Source organism: Sphingomonas sp. CV7422, from assembly GCF_027945725.1.
In the GTDB taxonomy this organism is placed as follows: domain Bacteria; phylum Pseudomonadota; class Alphaproteobacteria; order Sphingomonadales; family Sphingomonadaceae; genus Sphingomonas; species Sphingomonas kyungheensis.
Genome location: NZ_CP115900.1, coordinates 3353641 through 3376842, shown reverse-complemented (window position 1 = coordinate 3376842; position 23202 = coordinate 3353641). Strand labels below are relative to the sequence as shown.

Sequence of the window (23202 nt, the reverse complement as noted above, 5' to 3'; positions counted from 1 at the left end):
GCCTGTGCCGTCTATGATCGTAAGATGGTGGGGGAGACGATCATGACCATGACGCGATGGGCGCTCGTGCTCGCAGGCCTGACCGGCGCGACCGTGGCGCAGGCCAACGTGCCGGCCAGGCCGCCGGCGGTGATCGGCCGCTGGGCCAATCCGCGCAATACGCTGGCGGTGCAGACCGGGCGTTGCGCCGACGGTACGCTGTGCGGCCGGATCGTCTGGGCGAGCCCGCAGGCGCGCGCCGAGGCGCGCAACGCCGGCCTGCCCGATCTGGTCGGAACGCAATTGCTGCGCGGTTATCACCGCAACCGCGCCGGCATCTGGGTCGGGCGGGTGTTCGTCCCCGACATGCGCCGCACCTTCTCGTCGCGCATCCGCCAGGAGACGCCGGCGACGCTGACCATCTCGGGCTGCGTCGTCGCCGGCTTGCTGTGCAAGTCGCAGGTCTGGCACCGGGTGGCGTGACGGTCGGCTGTCTGGATGCGGTGATCGCCTATGCGCAGCAGCACCGCCGCAGCCTGACGGTCGCCGCGGTGCTGCTCGTCGCGGCGATCGGCTTCGCCGCGCTGCGGCTGGTGCTGCGCGAGGTGCATCTCAGCGACGTGCGCGCCGCGCTGCGCGCCATTCCCGATACGCGCATCGCCGCCAGCCTGGCGCTGACCGCGGCGAGCTATCTGCTGCTGACCGGGCTCGACTGGGTGGCGTTGCGGGCGGTCGGTCGACCGCTGCCGTGGCGGATCGCGGCGGCGGGGTCGTTCACCAGTTATACGCTCAGCCACAATCTCGGCCTGTCGCTGATCACCGGCGGATCGGCGCGGCTGCGCCTCTACGGCGCGGCGGGGCTCGCCTTCGGGGAGATCGCGCAGGTCGCGGGCATCTGCGCGCTCGCCTTCTGGGCAGGCGTCGCCGGCGCGGCGGGGATCGGGCTGATCGCGGGCGACGGCATGACGCTCGGCCCGGTGACGCTGTCCGCCGTCGCCGCGCGATCGCTCGGCGCCGCGCTGCTCGCGCTGCTGACGGTGCTGCCGCTGCTGCGGCTGCGCGGCGCGACGACGCTCGGCCCGGCGCGGTTCGGTATCGCGCTGCCGAGCCTGCGGCAGATGGCGGCGCTCGCCGGCCTGTCGCTCGCCGATCTGACGATGGCGTCGGCGGCGCTGTTCGTGCTGGTGCCGGGCGCGGCGCCGGAGGCCTTTCCCGGCTTCGTCGTCGCTTATGCGGTGGCGGTGGTCGTCGCGCTGCTGCTGCACGTGCCGGGCGGGCTCGGCGTGTTCGAGACGGTGGTGCTGGCGACGGTGCCGGGCGACCGGCCGACATTGTTCGCGGCCTTGCTGCTCTACCGGCTGATCTATTATCTGCTGCCGCTGCTGATCGCGGCGATCGGCATTGCCGCGAGCGAGGGCTGGCGGCTGCGCCACCCGATCCGCCGCGGCCTCGGCTATGTCGATCGCGCCGGGCAATTGCTCGCGCCGAGCGCGGTGACCGCGCTGGTGTTCGTCGCCGGCTTCGTGATGCTGGTGTCCGGTGCCCTGCCCGGCGTGAAGGGGCGGCTGACCGAGCTGACCGACCTCGTGCCGCTGCCGTTCATCGAGGGATCGCACATGGCGGGCAGCCTGATCGGCACCGCGATGCTGCTCGTCGCGCCGGCGCTGACCGCGCGGCTGCGCTCGGGCTGGGCGGCGGCGCGCCTCCTGCTGATCGGCGGCGCGCTTTTCTCGCTGCTCAAGGGTCTTGATTACGAAGAGGCGCTGCTCCAGCTGATCGTCGCGGCGGTGCTGCAATATTGCCAGGCGAGCTTCTATCGCGAAGGCGGCATCCTCACCGACCGGCCGCGCTGGCCGTGGCTGGTCGCCGCCGCCGCGGCGCTGGCGTTGAGCATCTGGGCGGGCTTCTTCGCCTATAAGCGGACGCCGTACAGCGACGATCTGTGGTGGCGCTTCGCGCTCGACGGCAACGCGCCGCGCTTCCTGCGCGCGAGCTTCGCGGCGGGGGTGATGCTGACCGCGGTATCGGCGTGGCAATTGCTCACCGCGAGCCGGACGCGCGCGATGCCCGACGCTCTGCCGCCGCCGGCGGTGCTCGCCGCCGCCCTGCCGCACTGCCCGCGCACCGACGCCGCGCTCGCCTTTACCGGCGACAAGAGCTTCATCGTCTCGGCGGCGGGCGATGCCTTTCTGATGTATCGCGTGCAGGGCCGTAGCTGGGTGGTGATGGGCGATCCGGTCGGCCCGGCGGCGGCATGGAGCGAATTGGTATGGAGCATCCGCCGCGCCTGCGACGCGCGCGCCGGGCGTCTGTGCTTCTACCAGGCCAGCGAGCGGATGCTGCCGCTGTTCGTCGAGCTGGGCCTGCAGGCGATCAAATATGGCGAGGAGGCGCATGTCGTGCTCGCCGATTTCACCACCGCCGGGCCGCGCGGTAAGTCGCTGCGCCACGCGGTACGGCGCACCGAGGCGGCGGGCGCGGTCTTCGCGGTCGAGCCGGCAGAGGCGGTACCCGATCTGCTTCCCGCGCTCGGACGCGTGTCGGCGGCATGGCTCGCCGGCAAGGCGGGGCAGGAGAAGCGCTTCAGCCTCGGCGCGTTCGAGCCCGCCTATCTGACCCGCTTCCCGGTCGCGGTGGTGCGGGTCGCGGGGGAGATCGTCGCCTTCGCCAATATCTGGACCTCGGGCGACGGCGACGAGGTGTCGGTCGACCTGATGCGCCATCATCCCGATGCGCCTTATGGCACGATGGAGATGCTGCTCGTCCGGCTGATCGAATGGGCACGCGACGCCGGCTATGAGCGGTTCAACCTCGGCATGGCGCCGCTGTCGGGGATGCCGAGCGGGCGGCTCGCGCCGGTGTGGGCGCGGCTGGGCCATGCGCTGTTCGCCAATGGCGAGCGGCTCTACGGTTTCGCCGGGCTGCGCGCGTTCAAGGCGAAGTTCGGGCCGATATGGGTGTCGCGCTATATCGCGACCCCCTCCGGTGCGGCGATGCCGCGCGCGCTGATCGACCTTGCCCGGCTGGTGAGCGCCTGATCGCTGCTCTAGGATGCTGCGGATGAGTGATGTGTCGTTCCGCCGCCGCAGCGTGCTGTTCATGCCCGCCTCCAATCCGCGTGCGCTCGCCAAGGCGCCGTCGCTCGCCTGCGATGCGGTGATCCTCGACCTCGAGGATGCGGTCGCGCCGACAGCGAAAGCGACGGCGCGCGAGGCGGCGGTCGCGGCGGCGGCGGGCGCGCGCGCCTGCGCGGTGCGGATCAACGCGCTCGACACGCCATGGGGCCGCGACGATGCCGCAGCCGTGGGCGGGGCGATGGCGGTGGTGGTGCCCAAGGTCGCGCGCGCCGACGACCTGATCGCGGTGCGCGCGGCGGTCGGCGCCGGCGGCCCGCCGATCTGGGCGATGATCGAGACCTGCGGCGCGATCCTCGCCCTCGGCCAGATCGTCGCGGCGGCGGCGGCGACGCGGACCGAGCTGCTGATCGCCGGCACCAACGATCTCGCCAAGGAGATGCGCTGCCGCCCCGATGCGGCGCGCACGCCGCTGCTGCCGGCGCTGAGCCACCTCGTCATCGCGGCGCGTGCCAGCGGCCTCACCGTACTCGACGGCGTCTGCAACGCGATCGGCGACGAGGCGCGGCTTGCTGCGGAATGTGCGCAGGGCGCGATGCTCGGCTTCGACGGCAAGACGCTGATCCACCCGAGCCAGATCGATGCCGCCAACGCCGCCTTCGGCCCGAGCGCGGAGCAGCTTGCCTGGGCGCGCGCGGTCGTCACCGCCTTCGCCGCGCCCGAGGCGGCGGGGCAGGGCGCGATCCAGCTCGACGGCGCGATGATCGAGCGCCTGCATCTCGCCGAGGCGGAGCGGCTGCTCGCGAGCTAGGAACATCATGTGCATAGTAAAGCCGCGTTGAAGCCTTAACTTCCATGCCGTACGCATCATGTCATGGACGCGCTGGCAACCTTGAGAACCCCCAAGTTGTTTGTTGAGGCCACCACGTGGCAGAATGGGCCAGTGAGCCATTCCGCTTTCCCGCTGTCGCACAAGGGCAAGATCAGGCTAGGCAGGTCTTGGCACTGGTCAGTCCATACCCTTGAGGACGGACAGCGCATATATCGTCTCCTCGTCGCATTCGAGCCGACAAAGAACCAGTACATGGCTTGGCTCGGTGTTGCGTTTGGAGCCGACCAAGCCGTTGTCGCCCGCGTCGAGCTCCATGCGACACATGACGGCTGGCACTGCCATTGGAAGACTGGTCCGCTGAACGAGGTCGGACGAGGCGCAATCAACGCCCCCTATGGCAAAGAACGCCGCCGCAATTGCGGCGACCACACCATCACAGTTGGGAAAGCCAACGCTTTTGGATTGGCCTACAGACTGTTTAACGTGACCCCGCCCGTTGGGGAGTTGGGTCTATGAAGGACCAACTTTGCAAGGCATTCTGCGCCCGGCTTCACGTCGAGCGTGTCCCCGCCGGTTGGGCGGTGCAGACGCCGTACAAGCTGCCAGATGGCGACCCGATCATGTTTTTCATAGTCGGCGAGACGGATGCTGCCGTCCATCTTGAGGACAGTGGAGCGACCATTGCCTTACTCGAAGCATCGGGTGTGTCGCTTGATGCCAAGGGTAGCCGGTTTGTCGCATTTACCGAGCTATTGAGCCAACACGGGGCGTCTTACGATGACCATTTGGGCGTTATCCGATCGTCCTCTATGCGTCTGAACGAAGCACCAGAGGCATCAGTCGCTTTCACGGCTCTGATGCTGCGCGTTCATGATCTAGCGCTGCTCAGCACGGATCGCGTGAAACAATCTTGGAAGGATGATGCCCTTCATGACATTCACGTCCGTTTCGATGATATTGCAGAGATAGAAGAGAATGCGCCTGTAACTTCTAAAGTTAGTACGATTCCTGTCGATGCTGTCATCAGGGTGCCAAATAAGCCGCCTGTGGCAGTCATCATCGGGACTAGTAACACTAAGGGGCTTCAGGCTTTGGTCCTCAAAATGGAATTGGAAAAATATCAGGGGCAAGATATCCCAGTCTTGTTACTCGTTGAGCGAGCCAAGGCTAACCCGCTGAGCGAAGGTACTCAAGCACTCGCAATGTCGCGCCTCGATGGCGTTCAAGCTTACCGAGGCGCTGAAACTGAAGCGCTCGACGCGATCTCACGATACGTGCCTGGAGCTCTTCATTGATCCAGCTGCGCGGCTGCGAGAGCGATTCGTTGCTCAAGATACGAGATCGCGCCAAAGCTGCGTGCGCGCTCGATCTCGCCGCCTAGCTGTCGAGGATCGTGTGGATGCGGTCGGTGATCACGTCCATCGCGAAGGGCTTGGTGAGCAGCGCCATATTGGCGCCGAGCGGGCCGTTGCCGATCACCGCATTCTCGGCATAGCCGGTGATGAACAGCACCTTGAGCGCCGGCAGCAGGGTCAGCGCGGCATCGGCGACCTGACGGCCGTTCATCTGGCCGGGCAGGCCGACGTCGGTGATCAGCAGATCGACCTGCGCGCCGGTGCCGAGCAGCCGCAGCGCGGTCGCGCCGTCGCCGGCTTCGAGCACGTTATGGCCCATCTCGCGCAGGATCTCGACGACGAGCATGCGGATCGTCGGCTCGTCGTCGACCACCAGCACGGTATGGCGGCCTTCGGTTACCGCCGGCATCGCGGACGATACGGCGGTGTCGCCATGCGGATCGGCGTCGCCGTAATGGCGCGGCAGGTAGATGCACATCGTCGTGCCCTGGCCGACCTCCGAATAGATGCGGACCTGCCCGCCCGACTGGCGGGCGAAACCGTAGATCATCGACAGGCCGAGTCCGGTGCCCTCGCCCATCGGCTTGGTGGTGTAGAAGGGGTCGAAGGCGCGCGCCTGCACCTCGGGGGTCATGCCGGTGCCGGTGTCGGTGACGCAGAGGGACAGATACTGGCCGGGTTCGAGGTCGCGTTCGCGCGCGGCGCGGTCGTCGAGCCAGCGGTTGGCGGTCTCGATCGTGATGCGGCCGCCGTCGGGCATCGCGTCGCGCGCATTGATGCACAGGTTGAGCAGCGCATTCTCGAGCTGGTTGGGATCGACCATCGCGGGCCAGAGCCCGCCCGCGCCGACCGTCTCGATCGAAACATTGGGCCCGACGGTGCGCTGGATCAGCTCGCGCAGCCCGTCGATCAGCCGGTTGATGTCGGTCGGCTTGGGATCGAGCGTCTGCCGCCGCGAGAAGGCGAGCAGGCGATGCGTCAGCGCCGCCGCGCGCCGCGCCGCACCCTGGGCGGCATTGGCATAACGGTCGAGCTCGTCGAACCGGCCCTGCCGCACGCGCACCTGCATCATCTCGATCGCGCCGGAGATGCCGGTGAGCATATTGTTGAAGTCATGCGCCAGCCCGCCGGTGAGCTGGCCGACCGCCTCCATCTTCTGCGCCTGACGCAGGTGCGCCTCGGCGGTCATCAGCGCGCGCGTCCGCTCCTCGACCTGTTCCTCGAGCGAGGCGGTGAGCGCGGCAAGCGCCTGTTCGGCGCGCCGCCGCTCGACCGCGTCGCGGGTGCGTTCGGCGACGTCGCGGACGAAGGCGATCTCCTCGGGCTGCCAGGCGCGCGGCTGCGCATTGTTGAGGTAGAGCAGCGCGACGAACCCGCCCTGTTCGGTGACCGGCATGTTGATGAACGACAAGGCGGCGAGGCTCTTCAGCCCCTCGGCGGTGCTGGCGGTGCGCGGATCGTGGTGGACGTCGCCGATCGCCACCGTCTCGCCGCGCTTGAGGTCCTCGATATAGGAGCCATAGTCGCGGAAGTGGAGGATCTCGGGCAGCGGATCGATCCCCGGCGCGCACCACGGCCGCGTCGTCACGATCGTCTCCGCCTCGCGGTCGATCGTGCCATAGCCGCAGCGGCTGACGTCGAACAGCCGGCCGAGCGTCTCGACGGTGGCGAAGGCGAGATCCTCGGGATCGCCGGCGCCACGCAGCCGGTCGTTGAGCCGGACCAGCGCCTGCAAGCGCAGTTCGGCCGATTTGCGCGCGTCGATGTCGAAGCTGATGCCGGGGAAACGCACCGCACGGCCGGCCTCGTCGTAGCTGACCCGGCCGCGCGCCGCGACCCAGCGCGCGCGACCGTCGGGCTGTTGCAGCCGGTATTCGCTCTCGAACGGTTCGCCGCTGGCGAGCGCCTCGGCGATCTCCGCCTGGACGCGCGGCGCATCGTCCGGATGCATCCTGGTGAAGAAGCGCGCGAGTGCCGCGCCCTGCTGCGCCTCCTCCGGATCGACGCCGTAGAGGCGGGCGAAATCGGCATCGGCGGTGACGCGGTCGGCGACGACGTCCCAATCCCAGCTGCCGACGCTGCTCGTCTCTGCGATCTTGGTCGATTCGGGCATAAGCGACGGTAGGCTTCTAGAGGTTAAGAGGGGGGGCTCGCCAAAACGCATCGGATCTGAGAGCGATCCGGGCCGTCGGCATATTGCGATGCAATACTGACGTTACCGTTGCGTCGCGGTCACATCCGCCGGCGACCAGCCGCCGCCCATCGCCTGATAGAGCGCGACATAGGCGGTGATCCGGTCGGCGCGCGCCTGGACCAGCGCGAGTTCGGCGGTGAGCAGGCCGCGCTGCGCATCGAGCTGTTCGATATAAGAGGTATAGCCGGCCCGATACCGGTTGCTGGCGTTGCGCAGCGCGGCGGCGAGGGCATCGACCTGCCGCTCCAGCGCCACCGCCTGCTCGCCCGATCGCTGCACCCCGGCGAGCGCATTGTCGACCTCCTGGAACGCGACGAGCGCGGTACGGCGATAGGCATAAGCGGCCTGATCGCGGCGGGCGACCGCGACGTCGTTCTGCGCGCGTAGCCGGCCGCCGTCGAAGATCGGCGACAGCACGCTCGCGCCGATGGAAAAGACGCCGATCGGATTGGCGAGCGCGGTCGACAGCACGACGCCCGCCGAGCCGGTGAGCGCGAGATTGGGCAGCATCGCCGCGCGCGCGCTGTCGAGCGTGCGGTCGGCGGCGACCAATGTCTGTTCGGCCTGGAACAGGTCCGGACGGCGGCGGAGCAGATCCGCGGGCAGCCCGTCGGGAATCGCCGGCGACAGCAGCCGGTCGAGCGGCAGGCCGCGCGGGATCGGCCCGGGACTGGCGCCGAGCAACAGGCTGAGCGCATTTTCCTGACGGCTGATCGCCAGCTCCGCGGCGGGGACGAGCTGCTGCGTCGCGCGATATTCGGCCTCGGCCTGATGCAGTTCGAGGTTGGAGGTATAGCCGGTCTCGGCGCGGCGGCGGGCGATGCGCAGCGCCTCGGCGCGCGCCGCCAGCGTCTGCTGGGCGACGGCGAGCCGTTGGTCGAGCGCGCGCAACGTGATGTAATTGCTCGCAACGCCGCTGGCGATGGCGAGGCGGACGGTGTCGCGCGCACCCTCGCTCGCCAGCGCCTGCGCCTGGGCGGCGCGGCTTGCGGCGCGCAGGCGGCCGAACAGGTCGAGGTCGTAGCTGGCGGTGAGCGCGGGCTGCGCGCCGAAGGCGTCGCTCGGCGTGCCGAAGGGGCTCACCGTCTGGCCGGTGGTGCCCGGCACCGCGCCGCCGAGCGTCGGCGTCTGCTGCGCGCGGGCGAGGCGGGCGGCGGCGCGCGCCTCGTCGATCCGCGCGACCGCGGCGGCGAGATCGACGTTGCTGCCGAGCGCACGCGAGACGAGGCTGGTCAGCACCGGATCGCCGAACGCGCTCCACCAGTCGGCGCGGATCGGACTGCCCTCGCCGAGCACCGTCCGCCACGCCGGCGGGGGCACCACCGCGCTTGCCGCGGGCGCGTCGGGCCGCGGGCCGATGCAGGCGCTGAGGGCGAGGCAGAGAAGGGCCGCTGAATAGGGTGCGCGTAGCGGCGCAGAGGATGCGCAGGGCTGATCCGCCGCGCAGCGGCCCTCCCGATCACGAGAGGGGGAGGAGCGGGCGTTCCATCCTCGGCGCACGTCCTCCGCGCCTTCGCGCCTCCGCGTGAACCCTGCATCGTTGGCGAAAAGGGTTGTGCACGCGAAGACGCGAAGGCGCGAAGAGGTGGCCTTTATGGCGAGGCCGACGCTTCGATCGAGCAGCAACGGGAGAGCCGCTGGCGCGGCAGGCGCACCCTCGACACGGCTTCGCGCCCTCACGCGGATCATCACTTCACCACCGGCCCGTTCGCCGTATCGACGCGCGCCTGTACCGACATGCCGGGGCGCAGGCGCGCGGCGAGCGACTGGCCCGGGTCGACGCGGATGCGGACCGCGATCCGCTGCGGCACCTTGGTGAAATTGCCGGTGGCATTGTCCGCCTTGAGCACCGCGAATTCGGAGCCGGCGGCGGGCGAGATGCGCTCGATATGTCCGGTCAGGCGCGCATTGGCGAGACCGTCGACGGTGAAGCTCGCCGGCTGGCCGACCGTCATCCGCGCGGTCTGCGCCTCCTTGAAATTGGCGATCACCCAGGTTTCGGGCGGTACGAGGAACATCAGCTGCGATCCCGCGGTGACATATTGGCCGACGCGGACGCCGACCTCGCTTAGCCGGCCGCTCTCCGGCGCGCGGATCACGGTGTTGGCGAGATCGATCTGGGCGAGGCGCAGCGCCGCCTCGGCGCCCGATACGCCGGCCCGCTGGCCACCGCGGCCGACCTGCACGGTGCGGATATCCTGTTGGGCGATCTCGCGTGCCGCGCGTGCCTGCTGCACCGCTGCCTGCGCCTGGCGCAGCGCGGCGAGCGTCTGGTCGCGTTCGCGCAACGAGACCGAGCCGTCGGTGACGAGGTCGTTGACGCGGTTCATGTCCGCCTGCGCGCGCATCAGCTGCGCCTCGGCATTGGCGACCGCGGCGGTCTGCGCGGCGAGGCTGGCGGTCCGGCTGCGCTCGGTCTGGTTGGCGTTGGCGAGCGTCGCCGCCTGCGCATCGACCTGCGCCTGCGCCTGGTCGACGCGCTGGCGATAGATGCGATCGTCGATCCGGACGAGCGGCTGGCCCGCCTTCACGTCGGCGAAGTCGCGGACGAAGACGGTGGTGACATAGCCCGACACCTGCGGCGCGATCACCGTGGTGCGGCCACGGACATAGGCATTGTCGGTCGATTGATAGGCGGTGGCGAAGGGCGGCAGCCGCCACGCCGCGAGCACCGCGAGCACGCCGCCGACCGCCAGCGCGGCGATGACGACGAGCGCGGTGCGGCTCGGCGGCTGCGGCTTCCAGCCCGAGCCGACGGGCGCGGCGGCAGCGGCAGCGGCAGCGGCAGGCGCGGCGGCGGCCTGCGCCTCCTCGGTCGCGGGGGTGGGATCGACGGGGCTGCGGCTATCGGTCATGCGGCACTCTGGCTGGACGCGGCGCGGCGTTCGCGATGCGCCCGGCGGATGATGAGGAAGAGGAGATAACAGAAGGTGAGCGCGGCGAGCAGCGCGATCAGCCGGAACACGTCGTCATAGGCGAGGACATTGGCCTCGCGCGTCGCGGTCTGCGACAGGATCGCCGCGCCCTCGGCACTGCGCAGGCCGGGATCGCCGACGACGCGGGCGACCGCCGCGCCGCCCGCCTGCAACCGCTGGGTGACGATCGGATCGGTCGGGTCGATGCCCTGCACCAGAGCGGCGCTGTTTGCCTTTTCGCGGATCTGCTGATAGCTGCCGAGCAGCGCGGTCCCGGCAAGGCCGCCGATCGAGTTGATCATGCCGAACAGCGCGATGAAGCTGATGATATGGCCCGACCCGGCCTTCAGCGCGCGGGTCATGCCGAACAGCAGCGCCGGCCCGAGGAAATAAGTGGCGGCGAAGGCGATCAGCGCCTGGCTGGCGTAGAGCTGCGGCGCGCGGGTCAGGCTGGTCGCATGGCTGTCGGCATAAGCGGCGATCGCGACGAGGCCGATCGCCAGCATGATCGGATGCGCCAGCCGCTCGACGTCGAGCGTCACTGCGCTCATCACCACGCCGGCGAGGGAGGCGAGGAAGATGATCGAGAAGAAGGTGATGAGCTGGTCGTTGTTCTGGCCGAGCACGGTGAGCAGGCCGACCGCGGCATAGGTCTGTTCCGACAGGACGATGCGCGCCATGATCGTGACGACGGTGAAGCGGACGATATCGGCGCTGCCGAGCCAGCGCGTGTTGAGCAACGGATTGACGCGGTGATGCTCGATCGCCAGCGCCGCGGCGAGCATCGGGATCGCCGCGATCAGCGCCCAGCCGATCCACCGCGCATTCGCCCACCAGACGATCCGCCCCTCGCCGAGCACCGCGGCGAACAGCGCCATCGCGCCCGCGAACAGGACGAAGGTGACGAAATCGAGCGGCTCGAACGCCTTGGACCGCGTCGTCGGCGGCAGGCGGAGCAGCGCGACCGCGGCGAGGCTGAGCAAGGCGAGGCCCAGCTCGAACAGGTACAGCGTGCGCCATTGCGACATGGCGAGCAGATCGGGCGAGAACAGCCGGGCGAGCGGCGTCGCGCATTGCGGAATGCCGATGCCGACCACCACCGCCTTCAGCCGCCATTTGGTCGGCAGCGCCTGCATCATGTAATAGAGGCACAGGCTGGAGACCGCCGCGCCCGCCATGCCGCTCGCCGCGCGCACCAGGATCGCGGTATCGAATTCGCGCACGAACAGATGGCCGAGCGTGAAGAGCACGTAGAGGCCGAGGAAGATCATCGCGAACGGGCGCAGGCCGAATTGCGCGCGGAACTTGATCAGCAGCAGGTTGATGCTGACGTTGGTCATCACATAGACGGTCGGCAGCCAGGCGATCTCCGCCGGATCAAGGCCGAGCGCGCCTTGCAGCGTATAGGTGTTGGCGGAGATCAGCGCATTGCCGAAGCCGCCGGTCAGGCCGAGCAGCACCGCGATGACGCCATAAGCGATGCGATGGCGCGTGCGATGCTCGACCGTGCCGGGTGAGCCGGGCAGCACCGGCACTTCCTGCGGCGCGAACGTCCAGTCTTCTTCGGACAGGAAACGGCGCAGGCGGGCGATCATATTCCCGTTATGGCCCGATCGCCGCGGCCGGTTCAACCACCTAAGATGTCGCGATACAAAGCGATATAGCGGTCGGCCATGCGCTCCACGGTAAAACGTTCGGCGACCGCCGCGCGGCAGGCGGCGCGGTCGATCTCGGGCAGGCGCGCGACCGCGGCGATCGCCGCCTCGACGCTGTCGACGAGGAAGCCGGTGACGCCGTCGTCGATCAGTTCGGGCATCGATCCGCGGTTGATCGCGATCACCGGCGTGCCGCAGGCCATCGCCTCGATCACCGACAGGCCGAACGGCTCGTCGAAGTTGATGAGGTGGAGCAGCGCCGCGGCCTGGCCGAGCGCGGCAGTCCGTTCCGCGCCGCCGACCGCGCCGGGGTGGCGGATGCGTGCCCCGAGATGCGGCACGACGGCGCGCTCGTAATAGCCCTGATCCTGGACGATGCCGTACATGGCGAGTTCGCGGCCCGTCGCCTGCCCCACCGCGATCGCCTCGGCGGCGCCCTTGTCGGGATGCATGCGGCCGAAGAACAGCAAGGCGTCGCTGCCCTGCGCATCGAAGGGGAAGTCGTCGAGGACGATGCCATGGTGGATCGTCGCGGCATAGCGCAGCTGCGGCGAGCGGTCCGCGTCGCTGATCGCGACATAGTGTACCCGGTCCTGATAGGGCTGGTACATCGGCAGGATGCGGTCCGACGAGAAGCCGTGGATCGTCGTCACCATCGGCGTGTCGACCAGATGCGCGAAGGCATGGGCGGGGAAATCCGCCTGATTGTGGATCAGGTCGAACTCGCCGGCGCGTTCGAACAGATGCGCGAGGTGGCGGAACTCCCACACCTTGGCATCGACGCTCGGGTCTTCCGAATAGGGCGCGGGGACGACGGCGGCGAGCGTACCGGCGGTGAGGCTGTCCTGCGTCGCGAACAGCGTGACGTCGACGCCGCGCGCGACCAGCGCCTCGGTCAGCAGGCTGGTGACGAGTTCCCACGGGCCGTAATGGCGCGGCGGGGTGCGCCACGAGATGGGGGCGAGCATCGCGATTTTCATGACGCTCGCTTAGCGGGTTACGCGCAGGATGATAGCGTCGTCGCCGCGCAGCGTCGCCGGATCGGCGGTGCCGCCCAACGTCGACAGCAGCAGCGTACCGGCGGGCAGCTCGACCGGCTGCGGCGTCGCGCCGAGATTGAGCGCGACGACGATCCGCTCGTCACCGTGGCTGCGCTCATAGGCGAGCACGTCGCCCTCCGCGGCGATCAGGCGGAAGTCGCCGACCGCCAGCGCCGCGTGCTTGCGCCGCAGCCGCAGCAGGTCGCGGTGCAGCGCGAGCATCGATGCCGGATCGGCCGCCTGCGCGGCGACGTTGCGCGTCGGCCAGTCGGGGTTGAGCGGCAGCCACGGCTCGGCGGTGGAGAAGCCGGCGTGGGCGCTCGCATTCCACGGCATCGGCGTGCGCACCGGATCGCGGCCGAGGCCGAGCCCGGGCTCGCGCAGCTCGCGCGGGTCCTGCACGCGCTCCGCCGGAATCGCGACATCGGTCAGGCCCAATTCGTCGCCATAATAGAGCGTCGGCGTGCCGCGCAGCGTCAGCAGCAGGACCGCGGCGTTGCGCGCCTGCGCGGCGCCGACGCGGCTGGCGATCCGCGGCCGGTCATGGTTGCCGAGCACCCAATTGGGCCAGCCGTCGGCGGGCAGTGCCGCCTCATAGTCGGCGATCAGCCCGGCGAGGTGGCGCGCGTCCCACGCCGCATCGATCAGCTGGAAGTTGAAGGGCAGATGCACCTCGGGCGCGTCGAGGCCGTAATAGTGCATCAGCCGCTCGACCGGCAGGTAGATCTCGCCGATCAGCACGCGGTCGCCGGGGTAGGAATCGGCGATCGCGCGCATCTCGGCGGCGATGCCGTGCACCTCGGGCTGGTCGGTCGAATGCTGCTGGAGCACGGCATGCATCCCTCCCATCGCCGGGTGATAGTCGGGGTTGGCGGGATTGTCGGGGAAGTCGGCGTGCTTGACCATGTGCCACAGCACGTCGATGCGGAACCCGTCGACGCCGCGTTCGAACCAGAAGCGCAGCGCCTCCATCATCGCGCGGCGCAGATCGGGGTTGCGCCAGTTGAGGTCGGCCTGTTCCTTGAGGAAGGCGTGATAGTAATATTGTCCGGTCGCGGCGTCATATTCCCACGCCGATCCGCCGAAGTCGCTGATCCAGTTGTTGGGCGGTCCGCCATCGGGGGCGGGATCGCGCCAGATATACCAGTCGCGCCTGGGATTGTCGCGCGACGCGCGGCTCTCCTGGAACCAGGGATGATCGGTCGAGCTGTGGTTGGGGACGAAGTCGAGCAGCAGCTTGAGCCCGCGATCATGCGCCGCGGCGAGCAGGCTGTCGAAATCGGCGAGCGTGCCGAAGCGCGGATCGATCCCGCAATAATCGGCGACGTCATAGCCGAAATCGCGCATCGGCGACGGGAAGATCGGCGAGATCCAGATCGCCTCGACGCCGAGCATGACGAGATGGTCGAGCCGCGCCTCGATCCCCTGGAGGTCGCCGACGCCGTCCCCGCCGCTGTCCTGGAACGAGCGCGGATAGATCTGGTAGATCGTCCCCGACCGCCACCACGTCATGCGAACCGCTCCTTGGCCAGCCGGGTCATCCGGCAGGCGAGGTCCGCCTCGCCGCTCGCGACCAGATAGTCGTCGCCCATGTCGACCAGCCCGGTCGAGAAGACCACGGGGGTGGGCAGGTACATCTGATGCGCGATCCGCGCGGTGAGCGCGGGGTTGGCTTCCAGCAACGGCACCTCATCCTCGACGCGCAGGATGCGGGCGGGATCGTCGCGGTCGAGCAAGGCCCAGAAGCTGCGATAGATGCCGACGCTCTCGCGCGCCTCGACGCCGTGATAGATCATCATCCAGCCGTCGCGGGTCAGCACCGGCTGGGTGCCGCCGCCGATCTTCATCGCCGCCTGCGATCCCTTGCGCGCGCGCAGGCCGGGCGCGTCGAGCGGCTTCCAGTGCAGCGCGTCGGGGCTCTGCGCGAAGTTGATCGACGGGCCGCCGACATAGGGGCTGTCGGGCGGATAGGCGAAATAGACCTCGCCGAGCGGCCGGGTCAGCGCCATGAAGCGGCCGCCGACCAGACCTTCGAACAGGATCATGTCCTTGTTCTGGTGATCGAGGACGATGCCGTCGAGCCGGTAGTGGAGGCCGTCGCGCGCGCTGTGCAGCGTCGTGCTGTGCCGCTCGGCGCCGACCGAACAGGTCGTCATGTACCAGGTGTCGCCGATCCGGGTGATGCGCGCATCCTCGACGCCATAGCATTGGTAGCCGGCGGCGGGCTCGATCGCCGCGTCGTAATGGATCGCGACGATCCGCTCGCCGGCGGGATCGAGCTCGACCGGCAGCAGCCACGACAGCGACGTAAGGGCGAGGATGCGGTGACGGCTGCCCTTGACCTCGAACTGGCGCGGATCGGTCATGTCGACCGCGTCGAGCGGCCAGGCGTCGGTGACATAGCCTTCGGGCGTCCAGCGGATCGCATGGACGTGGCCGTCGCGCACCGGCTCGCGCAGCGCCTCGGCGACGCGGACCATCAGCAGCAGATTGCCGTTCGGCAGGCGGGTGAAGCCGGGGTTGAACGCGCCGAGCACATAGGTCGGTTCGGCGATGCCGCGGCGTAGCGGCGACCGGGTCAGATCGACATCGTCGGGGGTGAAGATCAGGGCGTCATGCATGACGGCGACAGCGCGGCGGCGAGGGAGTGGTTCCATCGCCAAAATCCTCCCCGGCGCGGGGAGGTGGCACCGCGAAGCGGTGACGGAGGGGGGCTTCCTCAAGCGGTCCGCTGGGCGAGAGCTCGCCAACCGCCGTATCGCCTACGGAAGCCCCCCTCCGTCACGCCTTCGGCGTGCCACCTCCCCGCGAGCGGGGAGGAATGACGGGAGACGTCAGAACGCCGCGGTCAGCGCGAACACGACCTGGCTGGCGGCGATGCTGCTGCCGTTCTTGGTCGAGGAGAAGTTCGGCTGGAGATAGGCCGCCTGGCGCTTGGTGATGTCGGTATCGACATAGGCGACGCCGAGCGTCAGCGGCGTGCCCTTGATCGCGTAATCGGCGCCGAGCAGCCAGTCCCAATATTCGCCGGTCGGCGCCACCGAGGTGCCGTTGGGGCCGAGGCCCGAATTGCCCTTCGAATAGCCGATATGCGCCTTGGCGGTGAACGGCGTCGTCGGGATCGCGCTGGCAAAATCCCCCCACAGGTAGAGATTGTCGTTCTTCTTGCCCGGACGGTTGGGCACGCCGGTCGCATAGTCCGCGCCGCTGTTATACCATTTGCCGAGCGCCTCCTGCTTGGGCGCGTAAGCGACGCCGGCGAGCAGATTGACCGGGCCGATCGTGCCCGACAGCTTGGCATAGGGTTCGGCGAAGTCGGTCTTCGACGCGCCGCCCGGATACATATACCAGGTCAGGCCGACATCGATCGCGCCGCCGCTGATCGCATGTTTGTAGCCGCCGATCAGGTCGAGCTCCATGTTGGAGCCGCCGAACGTGCCCCAGCCGGCGAGGTTGGACGCCCAGGTGCCGACGTAGACGCCGCTTTCGTGCGCGATGGTGATGCCGCCCTGGACCGCGCCTTCCTTGTCGGTCTGCGACACGCCGCGCAGCCGATAGTCGGAGACGAGCGCGACGTTGCCGGAGACGGTGACCGCCTTGGGCGGCGCGGTGTCCTGCGCCGCGGCGGGCATCGAAGTCACGGCAGCGAGCGTGGTAGCCGCGAGGAGAAGATACTTCATGGGACCCCTTTCGAGTGGATGGAGGTCCCTCCTGCGTCCGCGCCGCCGGCGCGCTCGCCTCGCGGGATGCGAAGGGGCACCGGTCTTGCTCGGACGCCCTTTCGCTACCGCGGCATTATGGCCAAAAAGCTGCTTTCCTGTAACGAAACATTGCTGGGCGGGGATCAGTGGGCGAGTGCGGCAGTCTTGCCACGCGCGCCGAACACCTCGATCGTGTCGCCTGCGGCGCGCCGGCGCTGGAACCAGTCCTTGATCAGCTCGGCGCAGGTATGGTCGACCGTCGACAGGCCGGTGACGTCGAGGCGGACCGGCGTGCCCGCCGGCGCGCGCTCCAGCGTGTCGGAGAGCTTGGGCAGCGAGACGAAGGTCGCCGACCCCGACAGGTTGATCGCATGCGCGCCGCCCTGTGCGCCTTCCGACACCTTGAGGCCAAGGCGACGCAGATGCGGCACCAGCTCGAGCATCGACAGGCCGATGCCGACCAGCACGCCGGTGAGCAGATCCTCGACGACGACCGTGACCAGCGTCGCCAGCCAGATCAGCGCCGGCAGCGGTCCGTAATGCGAGAAGAGGTGACGCGCATGGGCGAGGCTGACCAGCCGCCAGCCGGTGATGACGAGGATCGCGCCCAGCGCGGCCATCGGGATCTCGCGCAGCACCCAGGGCAGCAGTGCGACGAAGCCGAGGATCCAGAAGCCGTGGAACATCGTCGACAGGCGGGTTGTCGCGCCGGCCTGGACGTTCGCCGAGGAGCGGACAATGACCCCGGTCATCGGCAGTGCGCCGGCAAGGCCGCAGAGCAGATTGCCGATGCCCTGCGCGCGCAGCTCCTTGTTGTAATTGGTGCGGACGCCGTCGTGCATGCGATCGACGGCGGCGGCGGAGAGCAACGTCTCGGCGCTGGCGATGAAGGCGATGGCGAGCGCCGCGGTGATGATCGACGGATCGGCCCATTTGGCGAACAGGCCGACGCCGGGGAAGGCGACCGCGCCGGCGATCGATTCGGGCACGTTGACGCGGGCGACGTCGAGCCCGAAGGCAAGCGCAACGAAGGTGCCGGTGAGCACGCCGACCAGCGCGCCGGGAACGAGGCGCAGCGACGCGGGGCGGAACTTCTCCCAGCCGAGCATCGCGGCGATGGTCAGCATGCCGACCCCGAAGGCGATCTCGGTCGCGGCGATGTTGCTCGGCGACAGGCCGAACAGCCGGCCGGGCGCGGCGGCGAGGTTCTGGAGGCCGCTCGGCAGCGGCTTGGCGTCGAACAGGACGTGGAACTGTCCGACGACGATCAGCACGCCGATGCCGGCGAGCATGCCGTGCACCACCGCGGGCGAGATGGCGCGGAACCAGCCGCCGAGCCGGGCGATGCCGGCGACGACCTGGATCAGCCCGGCAAGGACGAGGATCGGCCCCAAGGCCGACAGGCCCTGATCGCGGACCAGCTCGAAGACGACGACGGCGAGGCCGGCGGCGGGGCCGCTGACCTGCAACGGCGATCCGGCGAGCGCGCCGACGATGATGCCGCCGATGATGCCGGTGATCAGGCCCTTTTCGGCGGGCACGCCCGAGGCGACGGCGATGCCCATGCACAGGGGCATGGCGACGAGGAAGACGACGATCGAGGCGGTGAGGTCACGCGTGACCGTCGGCCCGCTCGGCAGCAGCGCGCGCAGCCGGTTCATTCCGCCGCATCCGCGAAGGCGACGTCGGAGGCGCGGCGCGGCGCGGCGTGGAGCGCGACCGGGAAGGCATCGCCCTCGCGGATCGGCACGAAGCGACCGGTGATGCCGTCGAGGCCGAGCACGACGCCTTCATGGATGTCGACGAACCAGCCGTGCAGCGTGATATGCCCCTGCGCGATCCCCGCCGCGACGGACGGATGGGTGCGCAGATGGGCGAGCTGCGACACGACGTTCTCGAGGCTGAGCGCGCGGATGCGCTCGCCGTCGGTGAGGTCGGGATAGCTCTGGTCGACGACCTGCCGCGCGGCGGCACCATGCTTCAGCCAGTTGGCGACGGTCGGCACCGCGGCGAGCGCGGCGGGATCGCCCGACAGGCCCTTCATCGCGCCGCAGTCCGAATGGCCGCAGACGATGACGTCGCGCACGCCGAGCACCGAAATGGCATATTCGACCGTCGCCGACACGCCGCCGGTATGCGCCGAGAAGGGCGGGACGATATTGCCGGCGTTGCGGCAGACGAACAGATCGCCGGGCTGCGCCTGCATGATATGTTCGGGGACGATGCGCGAATCGGCGCAGGAGATCATCAGCGCCTTCGGAAACTGGCCGTCATGCGCCAGCGTCGAATAGAGCGCCTGCTGGTCCTGGAAGACCTTCTTTTCGAAACTGAGGACGCGGCCGATGACTTCGTTCACGCTGGTTGCTCCCGAACCTGCGGCGGGCGCCGCAGTTGATCGACGAGCGATAGCGCGCGCGGCTTGCCGCTCCGCAGCGGGGATGTTTTATTATGTTGCCGGGGGATCGTTTGGCCGGCTTTCGCGCCAACCTGGATCAGCGCGGCAGCATGATCGCCGCGCGCAGGCCCCCTTCGCGCCGGTTGGACAACGTCAGCGTACCGCCTTCCGCCTCGACGATCCGGCCGACGATCGGCAGGCCGAGGCCGAAGCCGACGGTGTCGCGCGGCCGCGCCGTATCGAGCCGGACGAAGGGTTCGAGCACGCTGCGCAACTGATCCTCCGGGATGCCGGCGCCGTCATCCTCGACGATCATCGTCACGCCGGCGGGCTCGCTGTCCAGCCGCAGCGTCACGTTGCCCGCATAGTGGAGCGCATTGTCGATCAGATTGCCGAGCGCGCGCTTGAGCGCGAGCGGGCGGACTACCACCTCGCAATGCGCCGGACCTTCGTAGCGACCGGGCAGGCCGCGATCCTCGACCTCGTCGATCAGCGTCGCGCAGAGCACGGCAAGATCGATCAGCACCGGCGTCTCGGGATCGCTGCCGCCGCCGAGGAAGGCGAGCAGCGAATTGACCATCGCCTCCATCTCGCCGATGTCGCGCTGGATCGCGGCGCGCGTCGCCTCGTCGCCCACCGCATCGGCGCGCAGCCGCAGCCGGTGGAGCGGCGTGCGCAGATCATGGCCGACCGCGGCGAGCGCCTGGGTGCGGTCGACGATCAGCCGCTGGATGCGCGCCGCCATCCGGTTGAACGCGGCGACGACGCGGCGTACCTCGCCGGGGCCCGCCTCCGGGATCGGGTCATGCTCGGCATCGCCCAGCGTATCGGCGGCGATCGCGAGCTGGCGCATCGGCCGCAGCGCGCGGCGGATCAGCAGCCCGCCCATCAGCATCAGGCCGAGCGCCGGGATCAGCGCGAGCAGGATGCGCTCGGTCGCCAGCTCCATATTGTGCAGCCGTTCGAGCGTGCGGAAATACAGCCAGCTGCCGTCGGGCAGCCGTAACCCGCCGGTGACGACCGAGCTGCGCCCCGGCGAGGTCAGCTTGAGCCGCAGGTCGGTGGCGGCGAGCGTCGGCTCCCATTCGATCACCTGATGCCGCATGCTGTCGAGCGCGGGGGCGATCGGCGGCGGCGGCGGCAGGTCGCGCCGCCAGTGCAGCGCATAGCGTTCGGTGGTGAGATCCTCCGCCATCGCATCGCGCCGCGCCGGCGGCTGTTCGGCGACGAGCCGACGTGCGATGACGAGATGCTCGGCGAGCCGCCGCGCCTCGTCGTCGCGCACCGCGAACTGGCTGGCGCGCTCGTAGAGGATCGTGCTGACGCCGAATTCGATCACCATCGTCAGCAGCAGGATCGCGACGATCTGCCCGATCAGGCCGATCGAGGGGCGGACGAAGCGGGTCATCGGCCTCGGGCGGGGCAGGGGGCGGCGGGGCAGGGGGCGGCGGGTCGAGGCCGCCGGGCCGCCACCGCTCGCGCTGAGTCTGTCGAAGCACGCCAGGCCACGGGCGGGGGCAGTGTTTGCACAAACCCGCCCTTCGACAGGCTCAGGGCTAACGGTTTGGGGAAGGTGGGCACATGCCGCCCTTTCCCCGCTCGGGCTGAGCCGGTCGAAGCCCATCGTGGCACAGGCGAGGCGGAGATGGGCATCAACCCGCTCACAGACAGACGCAGAGCGAACGCAGGATGTCGGGTCGGCACCCCCGCCGTCACCGGCGCGTCACCTCGGTGTTGAGCATATAGCCGACGCCGCGGACGGTGATGATCGGCGCATCCTTGCCGGCGCTCGACAATTTGCGACGCAGGCGGCTGATCAGCACGTCGATGCTGCGATCCGAACTGTCGCCCAACCGCGTGCGCGACAGCTCGATCAGCCGTTCGCGGGCGATCACCCGGCCGGCGTGATCGGCGAGGCTGACGAGCAGGTCGAACTCGGCGCCGGTCAGGTCGACCACCGCGCCGGTCGGCGAGGTAAGCTCGCGGCGCGGCAGCGTCACCTGCCAGCCGTCGAAGGTCAGCACGCCCTCCTCGCGCTCGCCGGGGCTGCGTTCCAGCGAGCCGCGGCGCAGCACCGCGCGGATTCGCGCGATCAGCTCGCGGCTGCCGAACGGCTTGGCGATATAATCGTCGGCGCCGAGTTCGAGGCCGACGACGCGGTCGGTCTCGCTGCCCTTGGCGCTGATGAAGATGATCGGCACCTCGCTCTTCTGGCGCAGCGCGCGGCAGAGATCGATGCCGCTCGTCCCCGGCAGCATGATGTCGAGCAGGATGAGATCGACCGGCCCCGCCTCCAGGGCCAGCCACATCTCGGGCGCGGCGGACGCGGGGCGGACGAGATAACCGTTTTCCTGCAACGCTCTGGTGGTCAGCGTGCGGAGGGCGGGATCGTCCTCTACCAGGAGGATGGTGGGGGCGGTCATGACCGCGAGAGGTAGGCACACCGGCCGGGGCGGTCAACCGCGGCCGGGCCTTCCGTTCCTCGCGCTGGCTCAGTCCGCCGCGACCGGCCCGTGCCCGCCCTTGGGCCGACGCGTGAACCAGACGAGGACGATCATCGCCGCGCTCAGCCATGCCGACAGGCGGAACAGGTCGGTCGAGGCGAGCAGATACGCCTGATTGACCATCTGGCGGGTGATCATCGCGCTCGCCTGCACCGCATTCGCGCCGAGCCGCTGCAAGGTCTCGGTCGCCATCTGCAACGGCATGCCGCTGCCGATCGCCTCGGCAAGGCGGCTCTGGTGCAGCGCCTCGCGCCGGTCCCAGGCGGTGGTGATGATCGAGGCGGAGAAGGAGCCTGCGACGATCCGCCCGAAATTGGAGATGCCCGTCGCCGAGGGGATGCGCGGCGGGGCGATGCCGTCGAGCAGGATCGTCACCATCGCCAGGAAGAAGATGCTCATGCCGATTCCCTGGACGAGCAGCGGCAGCATGAAGTCGAAGACGGTCGCGCCGGTGACCAGATTCGACCGCATCCAATAGGAGACGGCGAAGGCGACGAACGAGATGGTCGCGAGCAGCCGCGCATCGACCTTGCCCGACAGCCGCGCGGCGAGCGGCGAGACCACCACCGCGACGACGCCGCTCGGCGCCGCGATCAGCCCCGCCCAGGTCGCGGTATAGCCGAGCTGCGTCTGCAGCCACAACGGCAGGATCAGCGTGTTGGCGAAGAACACCGCATAGCCGAGGCAGAAGACGAGCGTGCCGATCAGGAAGTTGCGGTTGCCGAACAGCGACAGGTCGACTGCCGGGTTGGCATCGGTCAGCTCCCAGATGATCCAGGCGACGAAGCCGACCGCGGCGACCACCGCGAGCACGCAGATCGCCGGATCGTTGAACCAGTCGGCGTTCTTGCCGAGATCGAGCATGATCTGCAGCGAACCGACCCACAGCACCAGCAGCATCAGCCCGACCGTATCGATCGGCAGCTTGCGCGTCGGCGTCTCGCGGCTCTTGAGGCCGTTCCAGCAGACCAGGGTGGTGAACAGGCCGAAGGGCAGGTTGATCAGGAAGATCCAGCTCCAATGGTAATTGTCGCTGATATAGCCGCCGAGGATCGGCCCCATCACCGGCCCGACCAGCGTCGTCATTGACCAGACGCCGAGCGCGGTCGAGCGTTTGTCGGGAGGGAAGATCGAGATGAGCAATGCCTGGCTGCCCGGCATCATCGGCCCCGAACAGGCGCCCTGCAGGATGCGGAAGGCGATCAGCGAGGGCAGGTCCCAGGCGATGCCGCACAGGAAGGAGGCGACGGTGAACGCCGCCACCGCGGTGCAGAAGGTGCGCACCACGCCGAACCGCCCCATCAGCCAGCCGGTCAGCGGCACCGCGACGCCGTTCGCCACCGCGAAGGCGGTGATCACCCAGGTCGAATTGTCGCTGGAGACGCCGAGATTGCCGGCGATCGTCGGCAGCGAGACGTTGGCGATCGTGCTGTCGAGCACCATCATGAACGTGCCGAGCGCGAGCGCGAAGGCGATCAGCGCGCGCTGGCCGCCGACGAGCGGGGCGGGGCCTTGGGCTTGGGTGGCCATTACAGGATGTTCCAAACGGACTTGCCGT

Annotated in this window: 18 protein-coding genes; 5 read left to right on the top strand and 13 right to left on the bottom strand. The window is 69.2% G+C overall.

Annotation, left to right across the window (positions count from 1 at the left end):
• The first annotated feature begins 42 nt into the window (after positions 1-42).
• The 5 genes from PBN85_RS15970 to PBN85_RS15950 all read left to right on the top strand — a co-directional run bounded on the left by PBN85_RS15970 (position 43) and on the right by PBN85_RS15950 (position 5180).
• The gene (locus tag PBN85_RS15970) at positions 43-462 is read left to right on the top strand and encodes a DUF2147 domain-containing protein (RefSeq protein WP_081793089.1); all 420 of its coding nucleotides are present in this window, start codon (positions 43-45) and stop codon (positions 460-462) included.
• Entirely contained in the window at positions 429-3017 is a 2589-nt protein-coding gene (gene mprF, locus PBN85_RS15965) for a bifunctional lysylphosphatidylglycerol flippase/synthetase MprF (RefSeq protein WP_271299607.1), read from the top strand. The genes PBN85_RS15970 and mprF overlap by 34 nt, the downstream gene beginning before the upstream one ends.
• 22 nt (positions 3018-3039) lie before the next feature.
• Positions 3040-3864, top strand: a complete 825-nt coding sequence (locus tag PBN85_RS15960; protein ID WP_271299606.1) for an HpcH/HpaI aldolase/citrate lyase family protein — start codon at positions 3040-3042, stop codon at positions 3862-3864.
• A gap of 63 nt (positions 3865-3927) precedes the next feature.
• Positions 3928-4401 carry a hypothetical protein gene (locus PBN85_RS15955; protein ID WP_271299605.1) on the top strand — a complete coding sequence of 158 codons (474 nt, stop codon included), beginning with the start codon at positions 3928-3930 and terminating at the stop codon, positions 4399-4401.
• Positions 4398-5180 carry a DUF1828 domain-containing protein gene (locus tag PBN85_RS15950; RefSeq protein ID WP_271299604.1) on the top strand — a complete coding sequence of 261 codons (783 nt, stop codon included), beginning with the start codon at positions 4398-4400 and terminating at the stop codon, positions 5178-5180. Before PBN85_RS15955 ends, PBN85_RS15950 begins: the two co-directional genes overlap by 4 nt.
• An 82-nt stretch (positions 5181-5262) precedes the next feature.
• Here PBN85_RS15950 and PBN85_RS15945 read toward each other — a convergent pair whose 3' ends face one another.
• The 13 genes from PBN85_RS15945 to PBN85_RS15885 form a co-directional block, all read right to left on the bottom strand.
• Entirely contained in the window at positions 5263-7353 is a 2091-nt protein-coding gene (locus PBN85_RS15945; RefSeq protein WP_037534966.1) for an ATP-binding protein, read from the bottom strand.
• Positions 7354-7455: 102 nt separating this feature from the next.
• A complete protein-coding gene (locus PBN85_RS15940; protein WP_271300913.1) occupies positions 7456-8793 on the bottom strand; it encodes an efflux transporter outer membrane subunit in 1338 nt (445 codons plus the stop codon).
• Positions 8794-9122: 329 nt separating this feature from the next.
• Positions 9123-10289 carry an HlyD family secretion protein gene (locus tag PBN85_RS15935; RefSeq protein WP_037534967.1) on the bottom strand — a complete coding sequence of 389 codons (1167 nt, stop codon included), beginning with the start codon at positions 10287-10289 and terminating at the stop codon, positions 9123-9125.
• Positions 10286-11944 (bottom strand): MFS transporter, encoded by a 1659-nt coding sequence (locus PBN85_RS15930; protein WP_037534968.1) that lies wholly within the window; start codon positions 11942-11944, stop codon positions 10286-10288. The genes PBN85_RS15935 and PBN85_RS15930 overlap by 4 nt, the downstream gene beginning before the upstream one ends.
• A 32-nt stretch (positions 11945-11976) precedes the next feature.
• Positions 11977-12984, bottom strand: a complete 1008-nt coding sequence (locus tag PBN85_RS15925) for a glycosyltransferase family 4 protein (protein WP_271299603.1) — start codon at positions 12982-12984, stop codon at positions 11977-11979.
• Between the two features lie 9 nt (positions 12985-12993).
• Positions 12994-14556: an alpha-amylase family glycosyl hydrolase gene (locus PBN85_RS15920; RefSeq protein WP_271299602.1), complete on the bottom strand. Its 1563-nt coding sequence runs from the start codon at positions 14554-14556 to the stop codon at positions 12994-12996.
• Positions 14553-15665 (bottom strand): glycosidase, encoded by a 1113-nt coding sequence (locus tag PBN85_RS15915; protein WP_271299601.1) that lies wholly within the window; start codon positions 15663-15665, stop codon positions 14553-14555. Before PBN85_RS15915 ends, PBN85_RS15920 begins: the two co-directional genes overlap by 4 nt.
• Positions 15666-15878: 213 nt before the next feature.
• A complete protein-coding gene (locus tag PBN85_RS15910) occupies positions 15879-16724 on the bottom strand; it encodes a TorF family putative porin (protein ID WP_271299600.1) in 846 nt (281 codons plus the stop codon).
• 164 nt (positions 16725-16888) lie between these two features.
• On the bottom strand, positions 16889-18406 hold the full coding sequence (locus PBN85_RS15905; RefSeq protein ID WP_271299599.1) for a SulP family inorganic anion transporter: 1518 nt from the start codon (positions 18404-18406) through the stop codon (positions 16889-16891).
• Positions 18403-19101 carry a carbonic anhydrase gene (locus PBN85_RS15900; RefSeq protein ID WP_271299598.1) on the bottom strand — a complete coding sequence of 233 codons (699 nt, stop codon included), beginning with the start codon at positions 19099-19101 and terminating at the stop codon, positions 18403-18405. The genes PBN85_RS15905 and PBN85_RS15900 overlap by 4 nt, the downstream gene beginning before the upstream one ends.
• 136 nt (positions 19102-19237) lie before the next feature.
• Positions 19238-20548 carry an ATP-binding protein gene (locus PBN85_RS15895; protein ID WP_037534975.1) on the bottom strand — a complete coding sequence of 437 codons (1311 nt, stop codon included), beginning with the start codon at positions 20546-20548 and terminating at the stop codon, positions 19238-19240.
• Positions 20549-20852: 304 nt separating this feature from the next.
• Positions 20853-21563 (bottom strand): response regulator, encoded by a 711-nt coding sequence (locus tag PBN85_RS15890; protein WP_037534976.1) that lies wholly within the window; start codon positions 21561-21563, stop codon positions 20853-20855.
• A gap of 69 nt (positions 21564-21632) precedes the next feature.
• Entirely contained in the window at positions 21633-23174 is a 1542-nt protein-coding gene (locus PBN85_RS15885; RefSeq protein ID WP_271299597.1) for a DHA2 family efflux MFS transporter permease subunit, read from the bottom strand.
• Positions 23175-23202 lie beyond the last annotated feature (28 nt).